Annotated in this window: 22 protein-coding genes; 7 read left to right on the forward strand and 15 right to left on the reverse strand. The window is 73.6% G+C overall.

Annotated features, from left to right (window positions below; translation table 11 throughout):
• Window positions 1-1212: a cysteine--1-D-myo-inosityl 2-amino-2-deoxy-alpha-D-glucopyranoside ligase gene (gene mshC / locus ACQEVJ_RS16695; RefSeq protein WP_433101875.1), complete on the forward strand. Its 1212-nt coding sequence runs from the start codon at window positions 1-3 to the stop codon at window positions 1210-1212.
• A 76-nt stretch (window positions 1213-1288) separates the two neighbouring features.
• Here mshC and ACQEVJ_RS16700 read toward each other — a convergent pair whose 3' ends face one another.
• The 3 genes from ACQEVJ_RS16700 to ACQEVJ_RS16710 form a co-directional block, all read right to left on the reverse strand.
• Entirely contained in the window at window positions 1289-1909 is a 621-nt protein-coding gene (locus tag ACQEVJ_RS16700) for a snapalysin family zinc-dependent metalloprotease (RefSeq protein WP_433101877.1), read from the reverse strand.
• Between the two features lie 183 nt (window positions 1910-2092).
• Window positions 2093-2233 (reverse strand): hypothetical protein, encoded by a 141-nt coding sequence (locus tag ACQEVJ_RS16705; protein ID WP_433101879.1) that lies wholly within the window; start codon window positions 2231-2233, stop codon window positions 2093-2095.
• Window positions 2234-2280: 47 nt separating this feature from the next.
• A complete protein-coding gene (locus ACQEVJ_RS16710) occupies window positions 2281-2901 on the reverse strand; it encodes a class E sortase (RefSeq protein ID WP_433101881.1) in 621 nt (206 codons plus the stop codon).
• Between the two features lie 302 nt (window positions 2902-3203).
• Between ACQEVJ_RS16710 and ACQEVJ_RS16715 the strand changes: the two genes are divergently transcribed.
• The 3 genes from ACQEVJ_RS16715 (at window position 3204) to ACQEVJ_RS16725 (ending at window position 6405) form a co-directional block, all read left to right on the forward strand.
• Entirely contained in the window at window positions 3204-3902 is a 699-nt protein-coding gene (locus ACQEVJ_RS16715; RefSeq protein WP_433101883.1) for a hypothetical protein, read from the forward strand.
• On the forward strand, window positions 3892-5655 hold the full coding sequence (locus ACQEVJ_RS16720) for a DUF4012 domain-containing protein (RefSeq protein ID WP_433101885.1): 1764 nt from the start codon (window positions 3892-3894) through the stop codon (window positions 5653-5655). The genes ACQEVJ_RS16715 and ACQEVJ_RS16720 overlap by 11 nt, the downstream gene beginning before the upstream one ends.
• A gap of 102 nt (window positions 5656-5757) precedes the next feature.
• The gene (locus ACQEVJ_RS16725) at window positions 5758-6405 is read left to right on the forward strand and encodes a hypothetical protein (protein ID WP_433101887.1); all 648 of its coding nucleotides are present in this window, start codon (window positions 5758-5760) and stop codon (window positions 6403-6405) included.
• Here the strand turns inward: ACQEVJ_RS16725 and ACQEVJ_RS16730 are convergent.
• The 6 genes from ACQEVJ_RS16730 to ACQEVJ_RS16755 form a co-directional block, all read right to left on the reverse strand.
• Window positions 6392-7777 carry a polysaccharide biosynthesis tyrosine autokinase gene (locus ACQEVJ_RS16730; RefSeq protein WP_433101889.1) on the reverse strand — a complete coding sequence of 462 codons (1386 nt, stop codon included), beginning with the start codon at window positions 7775-7777 and terminating at the stop codon, window positions 6392-6394. The two genes, ACQEVJ_RS16725 and ACQEVJ_RS16730, sit on opposite strands and share 14 nt — an antisense overlap.
• 6 nt (window positions 7778-7783) lie before the next feature.
• Window positions 7784-8815, reverse strand: a complete 1032-nt coding sequence (locus tag ACQEVJ_RS16735) for a glycosyltransferase family 4 protein (protein WP_433101891.1) — start codon at window positions 8813-8815, stop codon at window positions 7784-7786.
• Window positions 8812-9801, reverse strand: coding sequence for an NAD-dependent epimerase/dehydratase family protein (locus tag ACQEVJ_RS16740; RefSeq protein ID WP_433101893.1), 990 nt, complete (start codon window positions 9799-9801; stop codon window positions 8812-8814). The genes ACQEVJ_RS16735 and ACQEVJ_RS16740 overlap by 4 nt, the downstream gene beginning before the upstream one ends.
• Complete coding sequence (locus ACQEVJ_RS16745) at window positions 9794-10822, reverse strand: NAD-dependent epimerase/dehydratase family protein (protein ID WP_433101895.1); 1029 nt, start codon at window positions 10820-10822, stop codon at window positions 9794-9796. Before ACQEVJ_RS16745 ends, ACQEVJ_RS16740 begins: the two co-directional genes overlap by 8 nt.
• A complete protein-coding gene (locus ACQEVJ_RS16750; RefSeq protein WP_433101897.1) occupies window positions 10819-12027 on the reverse strand; it encodes a glycosyltransferase in 1209 nt (402 codons plus the stop codon). Before ACQEVJ_RS16750 ends, ACQEVJ_RS16745 begins: the two co-directional genes overlap by 4 nt.
• A gap of 74 nt (window positions 12028-12101) precedes the next feature.
• Entirely contained in the window at window positions 12102-12425 is a 324-nt protein-coding gene (locus ACQEVJ_RS16755; RefSeq protein WP_433101899.1) for a hypothetical protein, read from the reverse strand.
• Between the two features lie 18 nt (window positions 12426-12443).
• On the opposite strand from ACQEVJ_RS16755, the gene ACQEVJ_RS16760 reads away from it, so the two are divergent.
• Window positions 12444-13316, forward strand: a complete 873-nt coding sequence (locus ACQEVJ_RS16760; protein ID WP_433101901.1) for a glycosyltransferase family 4 protein — start codon at window positions 12444-12446, stop codon at window positions 13314-13316.
• Window positions 13317-13329: 13 nt separating this feature from the next.
• Here the strand turns inward: ACQEVJ_RS16760 and ACQEVJ_RS16765 are convergent, their stop codons facing one another.
• Genes ACQEVJ_RS16765 through ACQEVJ_RS16780 form a run of 4 tightly spaced genes read right to left on the reverse strand, consistent with a single transcriptional unit; the run spans window position 13330 to window position 18045 of the window.
• Window positions 13330-14670, reverse strand: coding sequence for a hypothetical protein (locus tag ACQEVJ_RS16765; protein WP_433101903.1), 1341 nt, complete (start codon window positions 14668-14670; stop codon window positions 13330-13332).
• A gap of 8 nt (window positions 14671-14678) precedes the next feature.
• Entirely contained in the window at window positions 14679-15776 is a 1098-nt protein-coding gene (locus ACQEVJ_RS16770; RefSeq protein WP_433101905.1) for a glycosyltransferase, read from the reverse strand.
• A complete protein-coding gene (locus ACQEVJ_RS16775; RefSeq protein WP_433101907.1) occupies window positions 15773-16897 on the reverse strand; it encodes a glycosyltransferase family 4 protein in 1125 nt (374 codons plus the stop codon). The genes ACQEVJ_RS16770 and ACQEVJ_RS16775 overlap by 4 nt, the downstream gene beginning before the upstream one ends.
• Window positions 16894-18045, reverse strand: a complete 1152-nt coding sequence (locus ACQEVJ_RS16780; protein ID WP_433101909.1) for a glycosyltransferase family 4 protein — start codon at window positions 18043-18045, stop codon at window positions 16894-16896. The genes ACQEVJ_RS16775 and ACQEVJ_RS16780 overlap by 4 nt, the downstream gene beginning before the upstream one ends.
• A gap of 368 nt (window positions 18046-18413) precedes the next feature.
• Between ACQEVJ_RS16780 and ACQEVJ_RS16785 the strand changes: the two genes are divergently transcribed.
• Entirely contained in the window at window positions 18414-19655 is a 1242-nt protein-coding gene (locus tag ACQEVJ_RS16785) for a hypothetical protein (protein ID WP_433101911.1), read from the forward strand.
• On the opposite strand, the gene ACQEVJ_RS16790 is transcribed toward ACQEVJ_RS16785, so the two are convergent.
• On the reverse strand, window positions 19631-21988 hold the full coding sequence (locus ACQEVJ_RS16790) for a hypothetical protein (RefSeq protein ID WP_433101913.1): 2358 nt from the start codon (window positions 21986-21988) through the stop codon (window positions 19631-19633). The genes ACQEVJ_RS16785 and ACQEVJ_RS16790 overlap by 25 nt on opposite strands.
• A 229-nt stretch (window positions 21989-22217) precedes the next feature.
• Here ACQEVJ_RS16790 and ACQEVJ_RS16795 point away from each other — a divergent pair, with 229 nt between their 5' ends.
• Window positions 22218-23231 carry a class I SAM-dependent methyltransferase gene (locus tag ACQEVJ_RS16795; RefSeq protein ID WP_433101915.1) on the forward strand — a complete coding sequence of 338 codons (1014 nt, stop codon included), beginning with the start codon at window positions 22218-22220 and terminating at the stop codon, window positions 23229-23231.
• Here ACQEVJ_RS16795 and ACQEVJ_RS16800 read toward each other — a convergent pair.
• Complete coding sequence (locus tag ACQEVJ_RS16800; protein ID WP_433101917.1) at window positions 23171-24307, reverse strand: glycosyltransferase family 4 protein; 1137 nt, start codon at window positions 24305-24307, stop codon at window positions 23171-23173. The genes ACQEVJ_RS16795 and ACQEVJ_RS16800 overlap by 61 nt on opposite strands.
• Between the last annotated feature and the right edge of the window lie 141 nt (window positions 24308-24448).

Consider the following 24448-nt stretch of genomic DNA (forward strand, 5'->3'; position numbering starts at 1 on the left):
ATGCGATCGTGGTCTGCTCCGAATGTCCCCAGGCTGCCAGGTTCGGGCCTTGTGCTCCGTCTGTACGACACCGCCGCCCGTGAGGTGCGGGAGACGGCCCCCTCCGGCGAGGCCCGGCTGTACGTCTGCGGCATCACGCCGTACGACGCCACCCATCTCGGGCACGCCAACACCTACCTCGCCTTCGACTTGGTCAACCGGGTGTGGCGGGACGCCGGCCACGACGTGCACTACACCCAGAACGCCACCGACGTGGACGACCCCCTGCTGGAGCGGGCCGAGGCGACCGGCACCGACTGGCGGTCCCTCGGCGAGCGCGAGATCGAGCTGTTCCGCTCCGACATGGAGGCGCTGCGCATCCTGCCGCCCCGCGAGTACGTCGGGGTCACCGAGACCATCGGGGAGATCGCCGATCTGATCAGCCGGCTGGCCGAGCGGGGCGCCACGTACGAGATCGACGGGGACGTCTACTTCTCGGTCGCGTCCGCGCCCAAGTTCGGCGCGGTCTCCGGCTACTCCGAGGAGACCATGCTGGAGCTGTTCGGCGAGCGCGGGGGCGACCCCGGCAGGGAGGGCAAGCGCCATCCGCTCGACTGGCTGCTGTGGCGGGCGGAACGGCCGGGAGAGCCGTCCTGGGAGTCGCCGTTCGGTCACGGCAGGCCCGGCTGGCACATCGAGTGCACGGCCATCGCCCTGCGCCACCTCGGCAGCGGCTTCGACGTCGCCGGCGGCGGCTCGGACCTGATCTTCCCCCACCACGAGATGGGCGCCTGCGAGGGCCACGTGGCCACCGGCGAGTGGCCGTTCGCCCGGGCGTACGTCCACGCGGGCATGGTCGGCCTGGACGGCGAGAAGATGTCGAAGTCCAAGGGCAACCTCGTGTTCGTCTCCAGGCTGCGGCAGACCGCCGACCCCATGGCCGTGCGCCTGGCCCTGCTGGCGCGCCATTACCGCGCGGACTGGGAGTGGACACAGGACCAGCTCGCCGCGGCCGAGGACAGGCTGGCACGGTGGCGGGCGGCGGTGGCGCGCCCGGCGGGCCCCGCGGGCGCCCCGGTGCTGACGGCGGTGCGCGAGCGCCTCGCCGACGACCTCGACGCCCCGGGCGCCCTCGCTGCGATCGACGCCTGGGCGGCGGAGGAGGGCGACGACGCCTCCTCCCCGGCGCTGGTGCGCGAGGTCGCCGACGCGCTCCTCGGTGTCGCTCTCTGAACAGCCCCTTCTGAACCGCGCCTTCTGAACAGCGCCTTCTGAACAGCGCCGTCCGAACCGTGCTCTCTGACGCCGGCTACGGCGCGGGGACCAGGTCGCCGGCCGCGTCCGCGCGGTCGACGAAGAGTCCGCCGGCGCGTTCGCCGGCGGACAGGGCGGAGCCGGCGAAGTTCGCCTCGACCTCGCTGCGCTCCGCCGCGCTGGGGTTGGCGTTGGTGCAGCTCACCGGCGCGCTGTGGCCGGACATGAGGTCGGTGCAGCGGCCGGTGCGCCGGTCGGGCAGACCGAGGATGTGGCCGATCTCATGGGTGGCGATGCGCAGGGGGTAGTAACCCTCGGCGGTCGCCTCCCTGCCCATCCAGATGGTGCCCCGGCCCAGCCTGGTGACGCTCGTGCGGGGCCAGCCGTTGTCGGCGAGCACCACGAAGTCGGCGGGCGTGCCCGCTACGAGCCGGACGTTGGTGACGGCGGCGTTCCAGACCTGCGCGGCCTGGTCCATCACGGTGCGGAACTCGGCGGCCCGGCTCGCGTCGTAGCGCAGCACGCGCACGGCGCTCGCCGCCGCGTCGCCGACCGGCGCGGCCGCCCGGGCCGGCGACACCGTGAACAGCACGGCCAGTCCCAGGAGCAGGGCCGAGACGGCCCGGAGGAACCTTGACGTCCGCATCGGGGACACGTGCGTCGGGGACATGTGCATCGGGGTCTCCTCGGTCGGGGGATGACCACCACGAGGCGCACCGGATGGATCGGCGGCGCGGGCACGCCGGTGATCGGTGGAGTCTCGGGGTGGGGCACCCGCCAACGTACGTCGGGCGGGCGCGGCAGGGGACAGGCCAGTTCTCCCCTACCTCCGTGTTATGGGGGACAGGGACAGCCTTCGCTATCCGAGCGGCACCCGCGGCGCCAGCCAGGGGAACACGACGTACCACAGCGCGGCCACGGTGACGCCGGTCAGCAGCAGCACGACGGCCAGCCGGAGCGCGGTGCCGCCGGGCAGCCGCCGCCAGAGGAATCTGTACACGCCGGATCTCCCTCGGTCAGTCCTGGGTCGTGCCTGACAAATGCTCCCTAGCGTTCCTCGCGGCGGACGAGCACGCTCTGGACGACCAGGCGCTGCGCCGCGGAGAACTTGGGGTGACAGGTGGTCATGGTCATGAACGCGGTCGTGGGCCGCCGCCCCGGATGGCCGGGGACGGGATCGACGACGTCGACGTCGCCGGGGTCCACGACCTCCTTGCGCGTCACCTGGTAGGTGTAGCGGGCGTCCCGCGCGTCCACCACGATGTCGTCGCCGGCCCTCAGCTGGTCGATCCGGTTGAACGGCGCGGCGTAGGTCGTGCGATGCCCGGAGAGAACGAAGTTGCCCACCTGGCCGGGCAGCGCGGTGCCGGGGAAGTGGCCGGGGCCCTTGCGCAGCTCCGCCGGGCCGACGCCCTCGACGACGGCGAACCGGTAGCCGGCGCCCAGCCGGGGGATGCGCAGCAGCGCCAGGGCATCGCCCAGCTTCACCCGGCCAGGGCCCGCTTGACCGCCGTGCCTGGTGAAGACCTCACCGAGCCGTTGCTGCAGGACGCGCTGCTCCCGCTCGGTCTCCGCGCCGGTGCCCCACAGCAGGTACGCGTAGAACAGCAGCAGGACCAGCCCCACGGGCAGGCACAGCTCGCCGATCACCCGCGTTACCGTTCTCACGGCTCCGTCGTCTTCTCCGCGCACGGACCGAGTATGGCCTTGGGCCATCTCCCGGCGGCGGCTTCGCGGGGGGCGTTGGCGAACTCTTTGGCACGCCTATTCGGCTGTGGTCAACGAAGCGAAAACCTGGCCGATCCTTCGGTAAGCACCGTGCGCCGTGATGGGGCGGCTCTTCGCCGGGCGCATATAACAGTCGAGCAGCGAGATATCGCTGGCAATCCGGGCAATTGCTCAATTAATTGAGCGGCCGTTATCGGGAGTCCAAAGTGGCGCGAAAAAATACTGTACCTATTCTTCTGGCGGTGACGGTCGCGGGTGGCCTGGCGCTCGGTGTCCCCGGGGCCGCGGCCGCGCGGACCGTCATGTCACCGGTGATCCCGGCGGGGGACGGCGTCTATCCGCCGAGGCCCATCAAGGTGGAGAACGTCGTGGAGCCGGTGGTGACACCGGTCCAGCAGAACGAGCAGGCGGAGCCGCAGACCGTCTGCGAGGGCAACAACTGCAACAACAACGGCTGGTTCTGGCCGCAGCAGCAGAACTGGCAGGGCTGGAACTGGCCGCAGGCCTACACGACCAACGACACCAAGACCGGCAACGCGCAGCCCATCGTCGCCCCCGCCGGCGCGGGCGCGGGCGGCCCCGGCGGGGTCATGCCGGTGCAGAACGCGGCGCAGAGCGCTCAGGGATCGCCTGAGGGGGCCGCCGAGGAGGCCGAGCCCACGGAGGAGGAGTCGGAGGAGGCCCCCGAGGAGGAGACCGCCGAGGAGGAGGCGCCGGAGGAGGAGAGCTTCGGGGAGGAGGCGCCGGCCGGCATGGGTCCCGAGGAGAACATGGGCGGGGGCGGTCCCGGACCGGTCGCGGCCGGCCCGTCGGGCGGCGGTCAGCTGCCGTTCACGGGCGCGCCGGCGGGCGTGGCCGCCGCGGGCGCGGGCCTGCTGGCCGTCGCCCTGGGCTGCACCCTGGTCTCCGCGCGACGCCGCCGGTCGAGCGGTGCCGAGTAGGAGGAATCGCCGGCTGGTCGTCGTCGGCCTGCCGTCGCTGGCCCTCGGCCTCGTGCTGGCCGGGGGCTGGGCGGCCCACCTCGGGCTGAGCGTGCGCGACCATCTGGAGGCGACGCGGGCCGCCCTGCTCCGGCTGCGGCCGGGCGACATCGGGTCGGCCCGCTCGGCCGCGGCTGCGCTCGCCGAAGCCCGTGGTCACGCGGCGGAGGCGCGGCGGCTGACCGGCGGCGCCTACTGGGCGTTGCTCACCCACCTGCCCGTGGTGGGCGACGGCGCGGCGACGACCCGGGGGCTGGCCGCGTCGGTCGCGGACATCACCGATGTGCTGTCCCGGGTGGAGCGCGCGACCGCGCCGTTCCTGTCCGCGAGCGCCAAGGCGCAGGGGGATCTGCGGGGCGCGCTGGCCGCCCTCGACGCGATGGCGCCGGTGCTGCGCGACGGCGCCGTCCGCGTGGAGGCCGCGAGGTCGCGCGTCGCGGGCACCCCGGCGTCGACCGGGCTGGCGGCCCTGGACGGTGCGCGCTACACCCTGCTCCGCGAGGCGGCCCGGCTGCGCGGCTTCCTGAGCCGGGGGGCGGACGCCGCCGCGCTGCTGCCGCCCATGCTCGGCCGCGACGGTCCCCGCCGCTACTTCCTGGCGTTCGAGACCAACGCCGAGGCCCGGGGCACCGGCGGTCTCGTGGGCGCGTTCGGCATCCTGAAAGCCGATCACGGCAGGCTGTCCGTCGCACGGCTGTCCGCCAACAGCGGCCTGGCGGCGAGCGCGGAGTCCGTCGCCGACCCAGGCTCGCGGTTCGTCTCCCGGTACGGGCGGGGCGCGACCACGACGCTGTCGGTCTCCAACCTGTCCCCGCACTTCCCCTATGCCGCGGCCACCTGGACCGGGCTGTGGCGCCACCAGACCGGCCAGGAGCTTGACGGGGCCATCGCCACCGACCCGGTCGGGCTCTCCTACATCCTGGGCGCGATCGGGCCGGTCAAGCTTCCCGGCGGGGAGACGGTGACGGCCGGCAACGTCGTCGACCTGACGGAACGGACGGCCTACGCCCGCTACCAGGACCCGGCGGAGCGCAAGAGATACCTGGTCAGGATCGCCGGCGCGGTCAGCGAGGCACTGTCCGGCGCGCTGGATCGGCCCGCGCGGCTGCTGCCCGCCTTCGCGCGCATGGTCAACGAGCGTCGGCTCACCGTCTGGAGCCGGGCCGAGGACGAGCAGCGGCGGATCGCGGCGACCCCGCTCGGCGGGGTGCTGCCCGAGCGGCGCGAGCCGTACGCCGGGCTCGTGGTCAACAACTCGGCCGGCACCAAGCTCGACTACTACCTGGACCGCTCGGTCACCTACGAACTCGGCCCGTGCCGCCCGGACGGGCTGCGCACCTCCCGGGTGCGGATCCGCCTGACCAACGACGTGCCGCACGGCCGGCTGCCCTCGTACGTCACCACCAGGCTCGACGCCCCGGGGCGACCGCCCGCCGCCGGCTCCAACCTGCTGTGGGTGTCGCTGTACGCCGCGGTCGGGGCGAAGGCGACGGCGGTCAGGCTCGACGGCCGGCCGATCTCGTATTACGCGGAGACCGAGCGGTCCCACCCCGTCTACTCCAAGGTGCTGGAGTTCGCGCCCGGCCAGTCGAGGACACTGGAGTTCGACCTGCTCGAACCGTACTCGGCGGCGGCCCCCGTGGTCCCGGTGCAGCCGCTCGTGCGGCCGCAGCGGACGCTGGTGACGGCCGACGGCAGAGGCTGCGGCCTCTGAGCGCGTCTTTCGAACCGGGGCTCCCGAGAGGAAGCGACAGGAAGCGTAAAGCCCGGCGTGCCGCGAGCGGCGGCACGCCGGGCGCGGCCTAGCGTCCCGCTCATGGAGCGTACGAGTGGGGGGAAGGCTACGGCCGGAGCGGTCCCCGAGACGGTGCACGACCCGGAGATCCCGGGGACCCGGACGGACGCGGAGACCTTCCGCGTCCTGTTCGTGTGCTCGGGGAACATCTGCAGGTCGGCCATGGCCGAGCGGCTCGCCCTGGCGGCGCTCGGGCCAGGCTCGCCGATCCAGGTGGGCAGTGCGGGCACCCGCGCCGTGTGGGGGCAGCCGATGGCCGAGCGGGCGCGCGCCGCGCTGCTGCGGCACGGCGGGGATCCGGAGGGTTTCGCCTCTCGCCCGCTGACCGCGGAGGCGGTCGTCTGCGCCGATCTCGTGCTGGCGGCCTCGTCCGAGCACCGCGCCGAGGCGGTGGCCCTGCATCCGCGCGCGGCCGCGCGCGCGTTCACGATCGCCGAGTTCGGTGTGCTGGTCCGCGCGGTCCCGTCCGGCGAGGTGCTGCGGCACGGGGATCCCGTCCGCCGGGCACGGGTGCTGCTGGAGGAGGCCGGAGCGCTGCGCGGGCTGGTCCGGGTGGACCAGCCCGACATCGCCGACCCGTACGGAGGTCCCCGCAGGGGCTACCGGGAGGCGGCCCGCCGCATCGCGGACGCGCTCGCCGTCCCGATCAGCCTGCTCACACGGGGATAGGCGTGCTCTGCTGCGCGATGTCCTGTTCCGCCGCCGGCTGGTATCCGTACGCGTAGCCGTAGTAGTCGCCCGTCTTGGCCGGCGCGAAGTTCATCACGGCGCCGACGAGACGGGCGTTGATCGACGACAGCAGCTCCGCGGCGCGCACCACCTGCTCGCGCCGGGTCTTGCCGTGCCGCACGACGAGCAGCGCGGCGTCGCAGATCGCGCCCAGCGCGGCGGCGTCGGTCACGGGCAGCAGCGGCGGCGCGTCGATGATCACCATGTCGTACTCGGCGGTCAGCTGGGCCAGCACCGCGCGCATCCCCTGCGAGCCGAGCAGTTCGCTGGGGTTCGGCGGGACGCGCCCGCTCGGCAGCGCGGAAAGGCCCGGGCGCCCCCATGTCTGGATGACCTCGGGCAGGCGGGCCCTGTCGATGAGGACGTCGGTGAGACCCGTGCCGCCCTCGATGCCGAGATAGCCGGCAACGCTGGGGCGGCGCAGGTCGCCGTCGACCAGGATCACGCGCCAGCCCGCCTGCGCCATCGCGATCGCCAGGTTCGCCGAGACGGACGACTTGCCCTCGTTGGGCAGGCAGCTGGTGACCACCAGTGACTTCGGCTGCCGGTCCACCCCGATGAACTGCAGGTTGGTCCGCAGCGAGCGGAACGCCTCCGACCGGGACGAGCGTCCGCTCCCGCCGGTGATCAGGGGGTTCCTGCGTGCGTCCCGCTCGTATCCGATCACGCCGAGTATCGAGGTCTTGGCGACCTGCTGCAGCGCCTCGGCCGTCTTGACGCTGGTGTCCAGGCGGTCGCGCAGCACCAGCCCGCCGACGGCCGTCAACAGCGCGATCAACAGGCCGAGCGCCACGTTGACCATTGGCCGGGGCGCGACCGGGTTCTCGGGGATCTCCGCGTCGTCCACGACCGTGACCCGGACCGTGGGAGGGCTCTTGGGCGTGGGCCGCTCGATCTGGTCGATCACCGCGGTGAACGCGTCGCCCAGGGCGTCGGCCCGCGCGGCGGCGCGCCGGGGCTCGGAGTCGGCGACGGTGGCCCGCAGCAGGGAGGTGTTGGGGATGGCCTCGGCCGTCACGTCGGCCTGGAAGCCCTCGGCGTCCCCGTCACCGGCGATCTTCGCGAGCACTCGTCGGCTGGTCAGCAGGGTGGCGTAGGACTGCACCCGCTGCTGAGACAGCACCCCGGCCTGTACGGCGGTGGAGACGCTGCCCTCCCTGTCGTCCGCCGAGACGAGCATCGTGATGGTGGCGACGTATCTGGGCGGGGTCCGCACGGTCACCACCAGAGCGGCGGTCAGCCCGACGAGCAGCGCGAGCACCAGCAACAGCCAGTTCCCGCGTATGAGGCGCAGGTAGTAGAGGAGTTCCATGGACGTTTACCGCCTTACACGAAGAGAGTCTTGCGGCCGGACCGGCGACGGGTAGACCCGAACCCGCTGTGCCAGGACGACGATGGCGCAGGCGGCGGCCGTACCGCCGAGCGCCGCACCGAGCGGCGGCAGCCAGGCAAGCGTCATCGCGAGGTCGAGCACGCCGGCCGCGGCCGCGAGCGCGGCGAGCGTGAGGGCCGTGAGCCGCACGCCCAGGCCGAGCCGGTGGACGCGGTGGGACAGGTGATCGGTCCCGCCCTGCAGCACCGATCGGCCCGCCCGCCGCCTCGACAGCAGCACCACACCCGTGTCGGCGACCGCGACGAAGGCGGGCAGCAGCAGGCCCGCGACGGCGGTGCCCGTGCCGGTGCCCGTGACCAACGCCGCCGCCGAGGAGGTGAGGACGAACCCGATGAACAGCGAGCCCGCGTCGCCCATGAAGATCCTCGCCGGCGCCCAGTTGTACGGCAGGAAGCCCAGGGCGGCGGCGGACAGGGTCACCAGGACCAGCCCCGTGAGCGGCTGCGCGGACACGAAGGCCGCCGCGGCGAGGAACACGGCGCTGACCACGGTGACGCCGCCGAGGACGCCGTCCATGTTGTCGAGCAGGTTGAAGGAGTTGGTCACGACGACGATCCACAGCACTGTGATCGGGCCGTCCAGCGGACCGCCGGTTATCGGAGCCGCGACCCCGCTCACGACGACCACCCCGGCCGCGAGCGCCTCGACGGCCAGCCGGTTGAGCGGGGGGAGCGGCGAGATGTCGTCCATCAGGCCGAGCAGGGTCATGGCCAGGGCCCCGACGAGGAGGCCCGCCATGCGCTGGCCCGCCGCCCCCGCGACCATGGCCGCGGGGACGACGGTGCCCAGCATGATCGCGATGCCGCCCAGGCACGGGGTGGGACGCCGGTGAGTCTTGTGGCCGCCCGGTCTGTCGGTGACTCCCCACCGCAGGGCGAGACGGCGCAGTACGAAGGTCGCCGCGACGCTCAACAGGAAACCGGCGCAGGCCGCGGTGAGATAGGCCGAGGCGTTCACCGACGCGGGTTCACCAGCTCGGCGCGGGCGTCGGCGATGGTCTCCACCAGGATGTCGTCGAGCGTGCGCCGGGGCACCCAGCCGGTGAGCTCGCGCAGCCTGGTGGTGTCGGGAACCCGCCGGGTCATGTCCTCGAAGCCCGTCCCGTACGCCTCGGCGTAGGGGACGAGGTCGATCCCCGACGTGCTGCCGGTCAGCTCGGTGACGAGCTTGGCGAGCTCCAGGATGCTCACCTCGTCGCCGGACCCGATGTTGAAGGTCTGGCCCACGGCACGCTCGTCGTCGAGCAGTCTGAGCAGGGCGTCCACCACGTCCCGCACATGGGCGAAGCAGCGTGTCTGGGTGCCGTCGCCGTAGACGGTGAGCGGGACGCCGGTGATCGCCTGCCGGACGAGCCGCGGGATGACCATCCCGTAGGCGGGGCTCTGCCGCGGGCCGACGGTGTTGAACAGCCTCACGATGATCGCGGGCAGGCCGCGCTCGCTGTGGTAGGCGTTGGCCAGGATCTCGTCGACGGCCTTGGCCGTGCTGTAGGCCCACCGTACGACGCAGGGGCTGCCCAGGACGCGGTCGGAGTCCTCGGGCAGAGGCCCGCTGGAGTTCTTCCCGTAGATCTCGCTCGTACTGGTGACGAGTATCTTGCGCCGGTACCGGTGCGCGGCCTCGATCACGATCTCCGACCCTCGGATGTTCGTCGTGAAGGAGTGCAGCGGCTGCTCGACGATCAGCTTCACACCGACCGCCGCCGCGAGGTGGACCACGACGTCACACTGGTGGACGAGTTCGTCGACCATCAGCTCGTCGAGCACCGAGCCCTGGACGAAGCGCAGGCGGGGGTGCGGGCGGAGGTTGGACAGCCTGCCGGTGGACAGGTTGTCGAGGACGACGACGAAGTCACCGCGCGCGAGCAGCGCGTCGGCGAGGTGTGACCCGATGAAGCCGCTGCCACCTGTGAGCAGGTAGGTGCTTCGTGGCGAGTTAGTCACCGACTTCTCCCGTGGACATGGAACGACATGGTTGGCTGGAATCGACGGGTCGCCCGGGCGGGACCGTCTCGCGGTGGCCGGCGCCCACCGGTTCCGCGCTCCGCCGGAACCACTCCACGGTCGCGCGGAGTCCGTCGGCCAGCGGCACGGGACGCACTGCCGGGAACAGGCCGAGCAGCAGCCGGGCGGACGCCTGCGACTCGCGGATGTCGCCCGCCCTGGCGTGCAGGAACTCCGCTTCCACCGGGCGGCCGAGCACCTCGGCGAGCGCGTCCTTGAGAGACAGCAGGGAGATCCGGGCGCCGAACGCGAGGTTCACCGGCGTGCCGCTCGTCACCCGCCGGACCGCGGCGTCCGCGAGCACCTCGGTCACGGAGCCCACGTAGGTGAAGTCGCGTGCCTGCGCCCCGTCGCCGTGGATCGGCACCGGCAGGCCGCGCAGGGCGGCTGACACGAACGCCGGGATGACCGCCGCGTACGCGTGCCCGGCCGGCTGGAGCGGGCCGTACACGTTGAAGAACCGGAACGGCAGGACCGGCAGCGCGAAACTCGCGGCGTAGGCCAGCGCGTAGGCCTCGGTGGCGAGTTTGGTCGCGCCGTACGGGCTCAGGGGCCGCGTGGGCAGGTCCTCGTGCTTGTACGGCGCCGGGCTGTCGCCGTACACCGACGACGAGGACGCCAGGATCACGTGCGGACGGGTCGCACGGCACGCCTCGAGCACGTGCAGGGTGCCGGTGGCGTTCACCGCGTGCGAGGCCAGCGGGTCGGCCAGGGACCGCGGCACCGAGGGCCGCGCGGCGAGGTGGATCACCGTGGTGGCGCCGGTCACGAGCCGGGCGAGCAGGCCGGAGTCGAGGATGCTGCCCTCGGCCAGTTCCACGGGCAGGTCCGCGAGATTGCGGGCGTCCCCGGTGGACAGGTCGTCGAGCACGGTGATCCGTTCGACCTCGGCCAGGCCGGCCAGTCGGCGGCAGAGGTTCGCGCCGATGAACCCGGCACCCCCGGTCACCAGGACTTTCATCGGGACATCTCCCCTTGTGCGACGAGTGGCCGCCGGCGGCGGCCGAGGGACCGGTAGAGCGCCTCGGTGTCGGCGACCAGCCGCTCCACGCCGAACGACGACGTCGTCCAGCGGCGGGCCGCCTCGCCCATGCGGCACGCGAGTTCCGGGTCGGAGAGCAGTCGCAGGACGTGGGCGGCGAGTTCGCCGGCGTCGGGGGCGGCCAGCAGGCCGGTGCTCCCGTCCCTGACCACCTCCGCGACGCTGCCGACCCGGGTCGCCACCACCGGCGTGCCCGCCATTCCCGCCTCCACGAGCGACAGCGGCGTGCCCTCGTTGTCCGAGGTCAGCACCACCACGTCGGCCGCGGCGTAGACGGTCTCCACGTCCGCGCGCCAGCCGAGCAGCCGCACCGGGCCGTCCGCGTGCCTCGCCTCCCGCTCCACGTCCTCGCGCAGGTCGCCGTCGCCGCAGACCACGAAGCGGCAGGCGGGCACGCGGGCGAGAACCGCGTGCGCCACCGCGAGGAACCGGTCGGGCCGTTTCACCCGGGTGAGGCGGCCGACGAACGCGACGACGGGAGCCTCCGGAGAAAGCCCCAGCGCGGCGCGTGCCGCCTCCCGGCCGGGCACCTCGCCCAGCCGCACCCCCGGCGGGATCACCACGTACTGTCCTGGCCGTCCGATGCCTTCGGCCAGCAGATCGTCGCGGACCCTCTCTCCCACCGTGACCAGCCGGTCGGACATGGAGGCGAGGCGCCGCTCCGCCCAGACGTACGCGCGGCGCTTGGCCGGGGAGAAGTAGCCGTGGAGCAGGTGCCCGTGGAACACGTGCGCGGTGGCCGCGCCGACGCACGCAAGGCGGGCGGCCACGCGGCCGAGTGCTCCCGCCTTGGCCGTGTGGGTGTGCACGACGTGCGGCCGGAAGTCGCGCATGGCGGCGACGAGTCGCAGCAGCGCGAGGGCGTCGTCGCCTGGCCGGACCGAGCGGCCGAGGCCCGGGATCGGGTGCACCTCCATCGCGGCACGTCCCAGCGCGACATGGTCGCCCTCGGCGCTGTCGACCTGCCCGGCGTAGAGGCGGTGGTCGAACTCGTCGCGGTTCAGCTCTTGGCACAATCCCCCGACCTGGGTCGCGGGACCGCCGACGTTCAGCCGGGCGATGATCTCCATGACGCGGATCCGGCCGTCCGTTTCATCTGGCGCTCCTCGGCAGGTCTCGTTCACGCGGGAGAAAGTAACCCGGTTCAGCGGCCCGACCGGTCCCGTGTCGCGGCGCTTGGGGGAAGTTTCCCTATTCCCTACTTCGCAATGATCCGGTTCGGCCGGAAACGAAGCATGAAAAAATGGGGTGCGGTGTGTCGGCTCTTGCCCTTCGCCGGGAATCGGGTCATGGTTGCCCCGTGCGATTCAGCGAGGTGAAAATAGCGGATCTGTGGTCCGGTAGGGTCGCGGAAAGTCGGATATTCCATACCAACATCTGGTTCCGCAGCGTCAACAACGCGCGCTATGCGAGCCTGTTGCCCTGCCTTGATCGGGTGGACAATCTGATGCTGCGCTGCACGGACCGGAAAGTATTGAGGGGCCTGCATTTCCGTGCGCTGAACGCGACCGTCGGACTTCACGCCCGTTTCCTTTTTCGCATGGCCGCCAGATGCTACGACTATGGATTCGTTACCAATACCCGGCACCTCCCGCTGGTCGGGTTTCCCGTGGTGATGGACATGGACGACCCCTACTTCAGCGAGGAGGAGGTGCGCGTCCTGCGGTCCTCGCCGCACCTCGCCGCCATGGTCGTCACGAACCGCGCGGCCGCCGACCGCTACCGCGCCTTGGGCGTGACCTGTCCCATTCATGTCATCGGCCAGGGGGTTCCGGCGGCCGGGGCCGACCCGCGGACCGCCGGTGAACCGCACCGCCGGAAGCGGCCGGGCGAGCTGACCGTGGGATACGCCGCCGCCTGGCATCTGTGCGGAGCGGACCGCGGAGCCGAGCCGATGTACGACGTCGACCATCTCGTGGACGAACTGTGGCCGAAGGTCGTGGCCGCCTGCCCGCGGGCGCGGCTGTGGCTCGTGGGTCGCGTGGGCGGCGTGCTGGAACGCAGGCTCGCGCGCCGGCCGGACGTCGAACTGGTCGGGCACGTGCCGCCGGAACGGGTGCCGGACTTCCTGGCGGCGTTCGACGTGGGCCTCTACCCGCGCCGGATCCAGCACGAGCGGTCGTCGGTCAAGGTGGCGCAGTACCTCGGATGCGGGGTGCCCGTCGTCGGCTACCGGGGCGTCCCGACGGAGCTGATCAGCGACGTGGGGTCGGGGCTCATCGTCGACTCGCCCGCGCAGTTCGTGGCGGCGGTGGTGCGACTTCTCGGCGACGCGTCCCTGCGGTCACGGCTGTCCGCGCTTGCGCTGTCCGAGGCCCACCGCGTGCGCTGGGACGTGCTGGGGGAGAGGTACGCCCAATTGCTGGACGACGTGCTTCCCCTGAAGGGAGCGGCGAGCGGGCCCGCGCGGTGAGGCACCCGGCGCGTCACCCAGTCGTGGCGGCGCCGCCGTCGTCGTCGACGAGCCTCCTGCCGGCCCAGACCCAGTAGGCCGACCCCAGGACGGCGAGGGCAAGGGAGCCGCATCCGAAGACGACCGCCGCCGGCACCGCGCCCGATGTGGCCCGGCCGCCGGCCGCCAGCAGGCCGAGGAGCAGCAGGCCCTCGGCCGTGAGGAAGGCCAGGCGCAACCCGGGCCGGCCGAGGGCGAGCGGGAGCACCTTGGCCCAGGACACCCCGGCCTTGACGCAGGCCACGCCGAGGAGCAGCACGGCCGCCGGGGCCGCCTGCGCGTACGGCACGCCGTAGGCCAGGCCGAGCAACGGGCCGGTGACGGGCACCGCGGCCAGCAGCGCGGCTGCGCCGACCGCGCCGAGCACGAGGGTCGACCGCCTGATGTCCGTCCTGATGCGCCCGGTGTCGCCGGCCGCCGCGGCCTCGGCCAGCCGGGGGTACAGCATCGAGGCGACCGGACTGACCAGGCTCGTGTAGAGACGGCTCGGAGCCGACGCGACCTTGAGGACGGTCACCAGGGACGGGCCGCCGACCAGGCCCGCCAGCGCGAGGATCCCCGAATCGGAGGCGGCCGCCACCGACGCGCCCGCGGACGCCCTGAGCGAGAACCGGAGCAGGCCGGCGGGCAGGGGCGCGGGCGAGGTGGGGGGCCCGAACTCGGCGCGGACGGCCCGCAGCCCGACGCGGGCGAGCACCGCCGCCGTCACGAGGGCGCCCGCGGCCTGGCCCGCGAGGTAACCGGGAGCGCCGGCCGCGAACAGGCCGCCGAGGGACAGGACCGCCGACACGGCCGCGCAGCCCAGCCGGATCGGGCCGAGCGCGTGCAACCGCCCCGCCAGGGCGAAGGCCGCTCCCGCCGAACCGGTCGAGGACGCGGCCCCCGCGGCGACCACGGCGAGCGCCAGCATCAGTGCCAGGTCGGCTGGGGCGGCCCCGATCGACCACGCGGCGAGGACGCCCAGGAACGCCAGGCCGCACGCGGCCGCGCCGATCCCCACGTCCCAGCGCAGGAGCCGGCCGAACAACGCGGACGCGCTGCCGTCGCGCCGCCCCGCCAGGGGCACGTACCGCTGCGCCGCGTCCTCCAGTCGCGGATCACACAGGAGGAACCAGACGGCCGTCGCCGCCTGGGCGAACAGCGCCTTCCCCGACTCGGCGGACGGTGTGGACCGTACCAGGACGATCACGCTGAGCATGGACAGGACCGCCTCACCCTGGCTGCCGAGGGTGAGTCGGGTGAACGTCCGCAACTGCCGCCGCGAGGGCGGCCGGACGCTGCGGACGACGGTGCCGAGCAGGGGCGTTCTGGTCATCGGTGCGGTCATCGGCGGACCTCGTCGTACAGCCGCTCGAACCAGACCGCGGTGCGGCCGATGTCGACGAGCGACGCGCTGTCGTCGGCGCCCCCGCGAAGACGGGCGTGCACGTCGGGCCGCATGGCCTGCCGGATCGCGTCCGCCAGCGCCCCTGCGTCACCGGGCGGCGTGAGCAGGCCGTTATGGCCGTGCCGGACCAGGTCGGGAACGCCGCCGACCGCCGTGGAGACGACCGGCACGCCCGCGGCGAGAGCCTCCATCACGACGACGGGCAGGCCCTCGTGGTCGGAGCTCAGCACCAGGAGGTCGCAGGCGGCGACGAGCCGGCCCGCCGCGGGGACGTGCCCCGCGAGGCGGACCCGGTCCAGGCCCAGCGCGCCGACCCGCTCGGCGGTGCGCGCCCGCAGTGGCCCCGACCCGGCGAGCAGGAACAGGGCTCGCGGCTCCGCCGCGAGCACCCGGGCCGCCGCGTCCAGCAGCAGCCGGTGGTTCTTCTGCGGCCGGAAGTTCGCCACGTGCCCGATCAGAAAGGCGTCCTCGGCGACCCCCCACTCCCGCCGCGTCCGCGCCCTGTCCCGGGCGTGGCGTCGCTGCTCCTCGACCCGCACCCCGTGGACGCGGGTGACCAGGCCGCGGGCGCGCCAGATCGTCCGTGCCCGGGCCACCTGAGGAGAGACCGCCACGGTCCGCGCGTCGAGCCACCCCGTCGCACGGTCGAGCAGCAGAGTCGGCAGCCGGTAGCTCACGTTGTGGACGGTGCAGACGAGCGCGGGCCGGCGCCGCCACAGGCGCGAGACGGGGCGCAGCACCGACGCCGGCAGAGGGGAGTGGAGATTGAGCACGTCCGGCCTCAGCCGCCGCACCACCGCGACCATGCGGGCCAGGCGCCACCGGCGCGGGCACGCGGTCAGGTCGACCACCGCGATCCCGGCCGCCCGCAGCGGTCCGATCAGCTCCTGGGTGGAGGCGTGCAGGCAGACGACCGTGTAGCGCGTGTCCGTTCTGGGCGCCGCGAGCAGCCGCTCGGCGAGCAGCACCTCGGCGCCGCCGACGTCGAGCGTCTTGATCACTTCGCAGACATGTGTGCCCTTCCCCCCGCTCATCGGTCGGCCTCCGCGAGCCGCGCGACGCGGCGGCGCAGGAGCGGCTCGTACACGTCCTGCACCCGGGCGGCGACCAGGGGCCAGTCGAGCGCGGCCGCGGCCAGGCGGCCCCGCCGGGACAGGTCGCGGCGCAGGGACGCGTCCGCGAGGACCGCGTCCAGCCGCGCCGCGAGGGCGGCGGCGGAGCCGCTGGGAAAGGCCAGGTAGGCGCGCGGGTCGGTGACGGCAGGGCCGAGCGAGGCGTCCCCGGACACGACGACCGGGGTGCCCAGCGCGAGCGCCTCCAGCGCCGCCGTCGGCACGCCCTCGCCGACCGTGCCGAGCGTGCGGGAGGCGAGGACGAACGCCTCGGCCCGGCCCACCAGGGCGTACACGTCCTCGGCCGGCAGGTGGCCGGCGAGGTGCACGCCGCGGCCCGGCCCGGCCAGGCGTTCGAGGCGGGCGCGCTGGCTGCCCTCGCCGACGATGACGAGGCGGGCGTGCGGGTGGCGCGCCTGCACCGCGCCGAACGCCTCGATCAGCAGCGCGTGGTTCTTCACCGGCTCCAGCGACCCGACGCTGACGACCAGTCCCCGCTCGGTCCGGCCGCGATACTCGGAGAGATGGGCGAGGTCCAGGCCGCTGGACATCGTGTGGATGCGTCCCGCGGGCACTCCCGCCGTCAGGAGTCCGTCGCGCGGCCGGGTCCCGAGCGCGATGAAGCGGTCCACGTGCCGGAACGCCCGCCGCATGAGGGGCCGGTGGAGGCCGCCCGCGAGAGCGCCGTGCACGGTGACCACCAGCGGGACTCCCAGCCGCCGTACGGCCGGCCCGAGCACGAGCGTCTCACGGTGGTCGCCGTGGAGGTGGACGAGGTCCAGCCGGCCCACCCCGGACAGCGCCCCGGCGCACTCCAGCGCGAAGGCGACCACGTCGTTCCCGGCGGACACCAGGCGGCTCGCGGGGGTGGGCGTCAGCGGCAGGGCGCGCGTGCCCGGTGGCGGCTCGCCCCGCCGGTGGGCGACGACCACCTCGTGCCCGGCAGCGAGCTGCTGCCTGGTCAGGCGGTCGAGGTGGCGCTCCTTCCCGCCGCGCTCGGGCGGCAGCCGGTATCCCACCCGCAGAATACGCAGCGGTTTCACAGGATCTCCTCCAGCATCCGGGCGGCACACTGCGGGGAGAACCTCTCCCTCGCCCTGTGCCGCAGGCGGGCTCCGAGCGCCTCGCGCTCCGACGGCGGCAGGCACGCCACCGCGGCCGTCCCCGCCGCCAGGCCGTCCAGGTCGCCCGTGTCGCAGAGGTACGGGTAGCCGGGGCCCACGACGTCGGCCGAGCCGCCGGCCCGCGTCGTCACGATCGGCAGAGCCGTGCTCATCGCCTCCAGCAGCACGCGGGGGAACCCCTCCTCGTAGCTCGGCATGAGGAAGCAGTCCGCCGCGCCGTACAGGGGAGGCAGGTCCCGGTTGGGGACCGCGCCCAGGATCTCCAGGCCCGGTTCTCCGGCGGCCAGGCGTTCCAGCAGGGCCCGGTCGGGACCGTCGCCGGCCACGACCAGCCGTACGGGACGGTCCAGCCGGCCGCGCACCGCGCGGAGCAGAGGCGCCAGCAGCCGCGTGCCCCGGCGGAACGACAGGCGGTGCACGAAGAGGACGACGAACTCTTCCTCACGCCAGCCGAGGCGGCGGCGGGTCTCCGCACGGTCCGCGGGGGACGGCGGCGCGAAGCGGTCACCGTCGATGTCGTTGTAGAGCAGGCGCATCTTTCGGTGGGGGATACGCCAGCGCGCGCGCATGACGGGCACCATCGCCTCCGGTCCCGTGACGAACCCGTGGACGCAACGGGACAGCGCGTAGTTCACCGTGTCGTCCAGCCGGGCGCGCAGGCTCCTCGTCGCGCCGGGCTCCAGGAGGTCGGCGGTGCCGCTGCGCCACAGGAGGATGCGCGGCCGATAAAGGGGATAGGTCACGATCAGCGCGACCAGCAGGAAGCGGGAGTAGCGCAGGAAGTACGTGCGATAGCCGGAGCGGCTGAGCCGGTGGATCGCCCGGATGTATCCGAGGAACCTCGCCGCCCTGCGATGGCCCGCGACGGAGCAGACGGCATGCACGCCGGGGAGGGAGGACGGCGGGGCGCCCCGCTCGACCAGGGCCACCAGGTCCGTCCGCGCCCCCAGGGACTCCAGCAGGGCGGGCACGTGGGCGAAGTGCTCGGACTCGTCTCCGGAAAGATGGGGAACGACGTAGACGACTTTCTTGCGCCCGCCGGGAGTGGCGGCGTCTTTCCTGATCACCGGGCCATGGTGCCGCCCGGGAAACGGCGGCGAGGCCGGCGGCACCCCGGGCGGAACGGAATATTGGCCCGGCATTACAAAGGTATTGCTGGAATTCGTCATCCATTTTCTGAATCGCTCCGGAGTCTTGTTCTCGCGGCGGATTCTCCCACCCCTGTACGGCTCCTATCGGCGTCTCGACACGCGGCCTTGCCCGGTGCGGAAGGCGAGGTGGGGCGCCGTCGCTGGCGTAAAGTCGCTGGCGTGCTGTGGGACATCGACCGGAATTCGATTGACGTTTTCAGGCGAGGACACGGCCTCGTATTCACGAGGCGGGTGCCGCTGTGACGCCGGGGCGGTGGCATCGGCCCGGGCCGCCTGGTGACGCGGTGTTCGCGGTCGGCCTGGCCGTCGTGATCGCCATGCTCGCGGGCGCGGCCGTGATGGAGGGGAGCGCACCCGCGCTGACGCTGCTGGGGGTCGCCGCGGGCATCCCGGTTTTCCTGCTGGCGGCGCCGGACCGGCTGGTCGCGCTCACGCTGGCCGTGGCGGCCCTGTCGGTGCCGGAGGCGTGGCCGACGCTTGCCTCGCCCGGGGGCGTGGACATCTCGCTGGGGGACGCTCTCGCCGTGCTCGCCGCGACCACGGCGCTGCTGCGGAGAAAGGCCCCCCTATCGCATCGGCTCGTCGTCGCCGTCGTCCTGTTCCTGGTCGCCGGAGTCGTTAACAGCGACTGGGACGGCGCCCTCGCCTTCCTCCGCATGGCCGGGCCGCTGGCCTTCGGCGTCGTGCTGGGACTGTTCGCCCGTCCGGGCCTGGACCTGTGGCGGGATGTCCGCTGGCTCTGCGTCCTCCTGATCGCGACGGCCCCCCTGATCTCCGATCCCGCCGCGCGGTGGGCGGGCTTCCCCGGCGGCCCCAACGAGGTCGGCCTCGTGGCGGCCGTCCTGACCGTTCTTGGGGCGGCGGAGCGCCGCAGGCCGGTGAAACTCGTCCTCGTCGCGGTGGGACTGGCCGGCCTGGCGGGCAGCAAGGGCATCGTCTCGACGATCGCGATGATCGCGGGCCTGGCGATGCTGGGCAGGCTGTCACCGGCCGGCTGGATGGCCCGCACGCGGATGAGCCGCGTCCACCCCCTGCTGCTCGTCGTGTCCGCTCTGGTCGCGGTCGCCGTCATCCCGGTGGTGCGCCCCGACCTTCCGGTCACGCTGTCCGTCCACGCGGCGCAGGCCGGGGTGTTCGGCAGCGTCGTCGACCAGGGCGACCCGTTGTTCGGCGCGGGCTGGGCCAACGTCGACCCGGCCGCGTTCGCCGGCACGCCCCTGCGTGAGCTGCACAACGTCTATTTGGACGTCGCCGCGTATCTCGGCCTGCTGGGGCTCGTCCTCCTCGGGCTGATCCTGCTGCCGGTCGTGCGCCGGGCCGACCCGCTGACCCGGGCCGTCCTGTGCACCGTGGTCGTCTGGTTCAACACCACGGGCGCCTTTCCCGGCCCGGGGTGGGGGATGCTCGGTCTGGTGCTCGCGGCCACGATCGCGCACGAGCGCGCCGCCGACCCGGCCGTACGCGGGGTGCGGGCGCCCGCGCCGGCCGTGGCGGCGGGAGATCAGAGGCTGTCCGGGATCCGGTAGACGAGGAAGTCCCCGGAGCGATACTCCAGAGTCACCATCGGGGTGAACCTCTCGGCGGGCGCCGAGGTGCGGGCGTCGGCGATGAGCCAGCGCACGCCGTACCGGTCGCGCAGGAGCCGCAGGGCGGGCTTCGAGGGCGCGGCGAAGACGCCGTCGTTCAGCCGGAGCCGCTCGCCGTCCCAGAACGGAAGGTTCTCCGGCTGGCTGCCGCCCCGGCGCCAGCGGCTCATGGTCGCCGCCGTGTACGCCCATCCCTCGACCAGCATCCGCCGCTCCGACAGCGCGGCCATCCAGAAGTGCCTGCTGTCGCAGGGGACGGCGGCGGGGGAGACGCAGTGCGCGTCGGTGGCCACCACGTCGTCCGGATCGGAGTGGTCGCGAAGCCAGCGCCCCGCTTCCAGCGCTCCCCGCGGGACCGCGGCAGGCGCGGGTGCCTGCGCGGAGTCGGGGGAGACGTCGGCGGCGGGACCGCGGGACACCGCGGAGACGACCCGGGTGAGCCACGCGCCGGGCAGACCGGCCGCGGAGAGCAGGCACAGCGTCAGGGCCGCGGCCACGGCGGGGCGCCGCCTCCGGACGGCGAACAGCAGCGCGGCCACGGCCGAGACGGCGAGCGCCAGAACGAGGTACGGCCGGTAAAGCGCGGAGTCGTCCAGGCCCGGCCCCAGGGGCACGTGGACGGCGCACGCGGCCCGGACCAGGCAGGGGAGGGCCGCCCCCGCCGCCGCCGCGCAGGCCACGGCCCGGAGAGGCACCCGGGCGCGCCGTACGACGACAACGAGCCCGTACGCCGCCGTGATCGCCAGGAACGGGTAGGACGCGTCGAAGAAGTAGGTCTGCGCCATGTGCGGATGCCCGAACAGGGGCACCGCGCACAGACCGGCGGCGCCGACGGTCAGCGTGAGGACGACCGCGGGGCGCAGGAGCAGGCGCGGCCGAGTCAGCAGCCCGAGGACCCCGCACCACACGATGCCCCAGGTCAGGGCGTAGAGCAGGGTCACTCCCAGCGCTGCGGCGAACGGCGCGGCGGCTTCGCTCCCGCGGCCGGTCAGCCCTCCCCACATGCGTGCGAAGGTGGCGAGCGGGTCCACGTAGACGCCCTGCTGGGCACGGCCGAACAGCACGAACTGGGCGTACAGGCTGCAGGCGCCGGTGAGCGCGAGCGCGGCGAGCGCGCGCCGCGGCGGCCGGCGGCGCCTCAGCGTCTCGACGACCACGACGGCCGCGAGCCCGGCCGCGATCAAGGGCAGGTAGGTCGACTTGGCGCCCGTGAGCGCAGCGCCGAACACGACGGCGAGCAGCCACCGTCCGGCGTCGCGCCCCCTGCCCTCCAGGAGACCCCTGCCCTCCAGGAGATCGGCCAGGACGAGGATCACCGGAACGGACATCAGGGCGCCGAAGGTCTGCGTCGGGCTCACCCACGACAGGGCGCCCCTCCAGGTGAACACCCCGACGTTCAGGCCCGCATAGAGGTTCGGCGCCGCCATGAGGACCGCGCCGGTCACGGCGAGCGGGCCCGCCGCCCACGAGGTGGCCAGGCGCCGTGCGGCCAGCCCGACGAGCACGGTGAAGGCGGCCATCATGGGCAGCGGCGTCAGGCGGAACAGCAGCACGAGCGGTTCCGCGCCGGTGACCCAGCTCGCCGCGGCGATGTGGGCGTAGACGAACCAGTGGTAGTAGAGCGGCTCGCCGGCCACCAGCGGCACCGTCGGTGGCATGTGGTGCCTCAGCTCGCCGGCCAGGGCCAGGTGATAGGGCATGTCGACGTAGGAGGCGGCGAGGGCCGGCCAGGTCAGCGCGTTGCTCCTGAAGAAGTTGACCGCGCTCCACACCACCTGGTAAGCGACGACGAGCGCGAGGAACCACGCCCACCACAGCGGCGCCCGCGTGCGCGTACGGCCGGGGCGCCAGTGCCGGCGCAGGCCCGGCACCAGGAGGAAGGCCGCGTAGGTGCCGACCGGCCAGGCGAGCACCAGCAACGGCTGCCCCAGAGCCCTGGCGCCCGCGTAGGCGAACACCTCGAGCGCGTAGCCCAGCACGAGCCCGAGGGCGGCCTCCTCCGCCAATGTGCGGCTCCCGCCGTACAGAGCCCTGATCAGCAGCATGCCGGGTGCCGTGAGCCCCAGGAGGACGTACGCCCCGAAGACGGCGGTGTCCCGGGGGGAGACGCCGAAACGCGTCAGCACCAGCAGGGCGAGAACCGCGACGCAGACGGCGGGCGGCCACCCCGAACCACACGCACGCCGGAGCGCCCCGGTCCTCTCCGGCCGATCCGGCCGGTCCCGGTCCGGGCGGCGGCAGACGGGCTCGTTGAGAGGCGAGGTGCTGGTCATGCGGCGAGTGTTGCAGAGGGGTGTGTCCCGCCAGGCGCGGCCGATCGCGACCCGAGCAAGTCGTTGCCGCACTTTGGGCGAGCCGGCGAACGCGGGGGCGGCCCTCCGTGGCGAACGGCGGGCGCCGCCGGTGCGGAGAGGACAAGGCGCGGGAAAATACGGGCAAGGACATGAGCCGCCCGCGGGTCGCCGCGCGGGCGCCGTGCCCGCCGTTGATGAGACTCCCCGCATGGACAGGACCAGGCCAGTTCACGTGCCAGATCACGGGCCCGACCACGGTGGCGCGCCCGATCCCGCCGACGACCGCGGGGGCGCCGTGATGAGCCGCCCCGTCGATCGCATCCGTAGCGTGCTCGCCTGTCCGTCCTGTCGCGTCCCACTCGACGGCGCGTACGCGTGCCCCGCGTGCGGGCTGGGCGGACGCCGCGACGGCGACCGGCTGCTTTTCGGCGGCTTCGCCGACGCCGAGTTGCGGGAAGACCCGCTGAACCGGCTCAAGGACGCAGTGAAACGGCGGCTGCCCTGGGCGTACCCCCTCGCGGTGCAGGTGGTCTCCCCGGTCCTGCTGCGGCGTTTCGTCCGGCCTTTCCTCGCCGGTTTCGACCTGGATCGCGACCTCGTCGCGGATCTCGGCGCGGGCACCAACCGGTATGATCCGAGGGTGCTCTGCGTGGACGGCGCCGCATATCCCACCGTCGACCTGGTGGGGGACCTGCGCGCGCTGCCCCTCGCCGGCGAGTCGCTGGACGGCGTGATCAGCGTCGCGGTGCTGGAACACGTCCCCGACCCCCGGGCGCACGTCGAGGAGATGTGGCGTCTCCTCCGGCCCGGCGGGCGTCTCCTGTGCTACGTGCCTTTCATGCAGCCGTTCCACGCCTCGCCCTACGACTACCAGAGGTTCAGCCGGGCGGGCCTGGCCGAGCTGTTCCGCGGTTTCGAGGTGCTGGGCGTGCGGGTGGGGGCGGGCCCGACGTCGGCGCTGGTCTGGGTGCTGCAGGAGTGGCTCGCGCTCCTGCTGTCGTTCGGCAGCAGCCGGCTGTACCGGCTGCTGACCCCGCTGATGTGGCTGCTGTCGCCGCTGAAGCTCGTCGACCTCCTGCTGGCGCGGCACCCCGAGGCGGCCGTCTCGGCCAGCGGGTTCGTGGTGGAGGCCCGGAAACCGTTGCGGGCCTCCACTCAGCCTCAGCTCGGGGCGGCGGCGGTCGGCCCGAGGGCGGCCACCGAGAGGATCAGCTCCGCGTAGCGGTCCATCTGGGTCTCGAAGTCGTGGTGAGCGGTCACGAACTCCCGTCCGTGACGTCCCGCGGCCGCGGCGGCCGCAGGATCGGCGAGCAGCCGGCTGACCGCCTCCGCCCAGCCGCCGACGTCGCCGGGGGCCACCAGCCGCGCGGCGGGCGGGACCGCGATCTCCCGGTGGGCGGTGATGTCGCTGCAGATCACGGGGAGGCCGCACGCCATCGCCTCCAGTACGGCGCGGGGCTGACCCTCCGACCAGGACGGGTGCAGCAGGCATCCCGCGGTGCGGAGCAGGGCCGCGACCTGCCGATGCGGCACGGCGCCGCGCAGCTCCACATGGTCGCGCAGGCCGAGTTCGCCGATCGCCGTCTCCAGTTCCGGACGGCACGGACCTTCTCCCAGCAGGAGCAGCCGGGCGTCCGGGAAGGCGGCGGCGACCCGCTGCCAGGCCCGCACGACGGTGAGATGGTTCTTGACCGGGAGGAGGCCGCCGACCATGACGGCGGCGACGGACGCCCGCTCGCCCCCGGCCTGCGGGGTGAACAGCCGGGTGTCCACGCGGCTCCCGAGGTAGACGACGGGCCGCGACGTCAGGGACTCGACGATCGGGCGCATGCCCTCGCGCACCACGCGCACCGCCGTCGCGCGCCGGACCGCGGACCTCGTGGCCAGCGCGATGCCCAACCGTTTGAGCCGCCCGCCATACTCCGGCCCCGGGCTCAGGATCTCGCCCTGCACCTGGAAGATGTGCGGCAGCGCCCTCCGTGCGCGCGAGGACTCGACCGCCAGGGCCGCGAGGGGATCGCTCGACATGAGGACGTGTGTGCCGGACGCGGCGACGCCGTCCACCACCCGGCGGGCGGCCGGGACGAAGGCCGCCCGCCGGGCGGTGCGCACCCGGTGGACGCGCACCGCGCCCAGGTCGATCGTGCCGGGAGCGGCGTCCCCGCAGGGGCAGACGATGTCGTACCGGCCGCCGAGCCGATCGGCGAGCGCCTGTGCGGTACGGACGTTGGGGTCGTCGCGGGGCGGACCGGCGCGCCAGGCGCTCGCCCCCACGACGAGCACCGACAGCGGGCTCACCGCGGAACCACCGGCAGGGCCGCCGGTCCGCGCCCGCCCCCGGCCGGCGCCCGGTATTCGGCGTTCGATTGGGTGATGAATTGCTCGGTCAAGGAATTCCCCCGTTGCTGAGCCGATAGGCCGGGCGGAAAACCGCAGGCC

It is taken from the genome of Microbispora sp. CA-102843 (assembly GCF_050936215.1).
Lineage (GTDB): Bacteria > Actinomycetota > Actinomycetes > Streptosporangiales > Streptosporangiaceae > Microbispora.

Coding starts and splice junctions, on each gene's coding strand:
- mshC (WP_433101875.1), top strand. CDS start 1: ATGCGATCGTGGTCTGCTCCGAATGTCCCCAGGCTGCCAGGTTCGGGC.
- ACQEVJ_RS16700 (WP_433101877.1), bottom strand. CDS start 1,909: ATGCACATGTCCCCGACGCACGTGTCCCCGATGCGGACGTCAAGGTTC.
- ACQEVJ_RS16725 (WP_433101887.1), top strand. CDS start 5,758: ATGGAGCGTACGAGTGGGGGGAAGGCTACGGCCGGAGCGGTCCCCGAG.
- ACQEVJ_RS16730 (WP_433101889.1), bottom strand. CDS start 7,777: ATGGAACTCCTCTACTACCTGCGCCTCATACGCGGGAACTGGCTGTTG.
- ACQEVJ_RS16745 (WP_433101895.1), bottom strand. CDS start 10,822: ATGAAAGTCCTGGTGACCGGGGGTGCCGGGTTCATCGGCGCGAACCTC.
- ACQEVJ_RS16760 (WP_433101901.1), top strand. CDS start 12,444: ATGGCCGCCAGATGCTACGACTATGGATTCGTTACCAATACCCGGCAC.
- ACQEVJ_RS16765 (WP_433101903.1), bottom strand. CDS start 14,670: ATGACCAGAACGCCCCTGCTCGGCACCGTCGTCCGCAGCGTCCGGCCG.
- ACQEVJ_RS16770 (WP_433101905.1), bottom strand. CDS start 15,776: ATGAGCGGGGGGAAGGGCACACATGTCTGCGAAGTGATCAAGACGCTC.
- ACQEVJ_RS16790 (WP_433101913.1), bottom strand. CDS start 21,988: ATGACCAGCACCTCGCCTCTCAACGAGCCCGTCTGCCGCCGCCCGGAC.
- ACQEVJ_RS16795 (WP_433101915.1), top strand. CDS start 22,218: ATGGACAGGACCAGGCCAGTTCACGTGCCAGATCACGGGCCCGACCAC.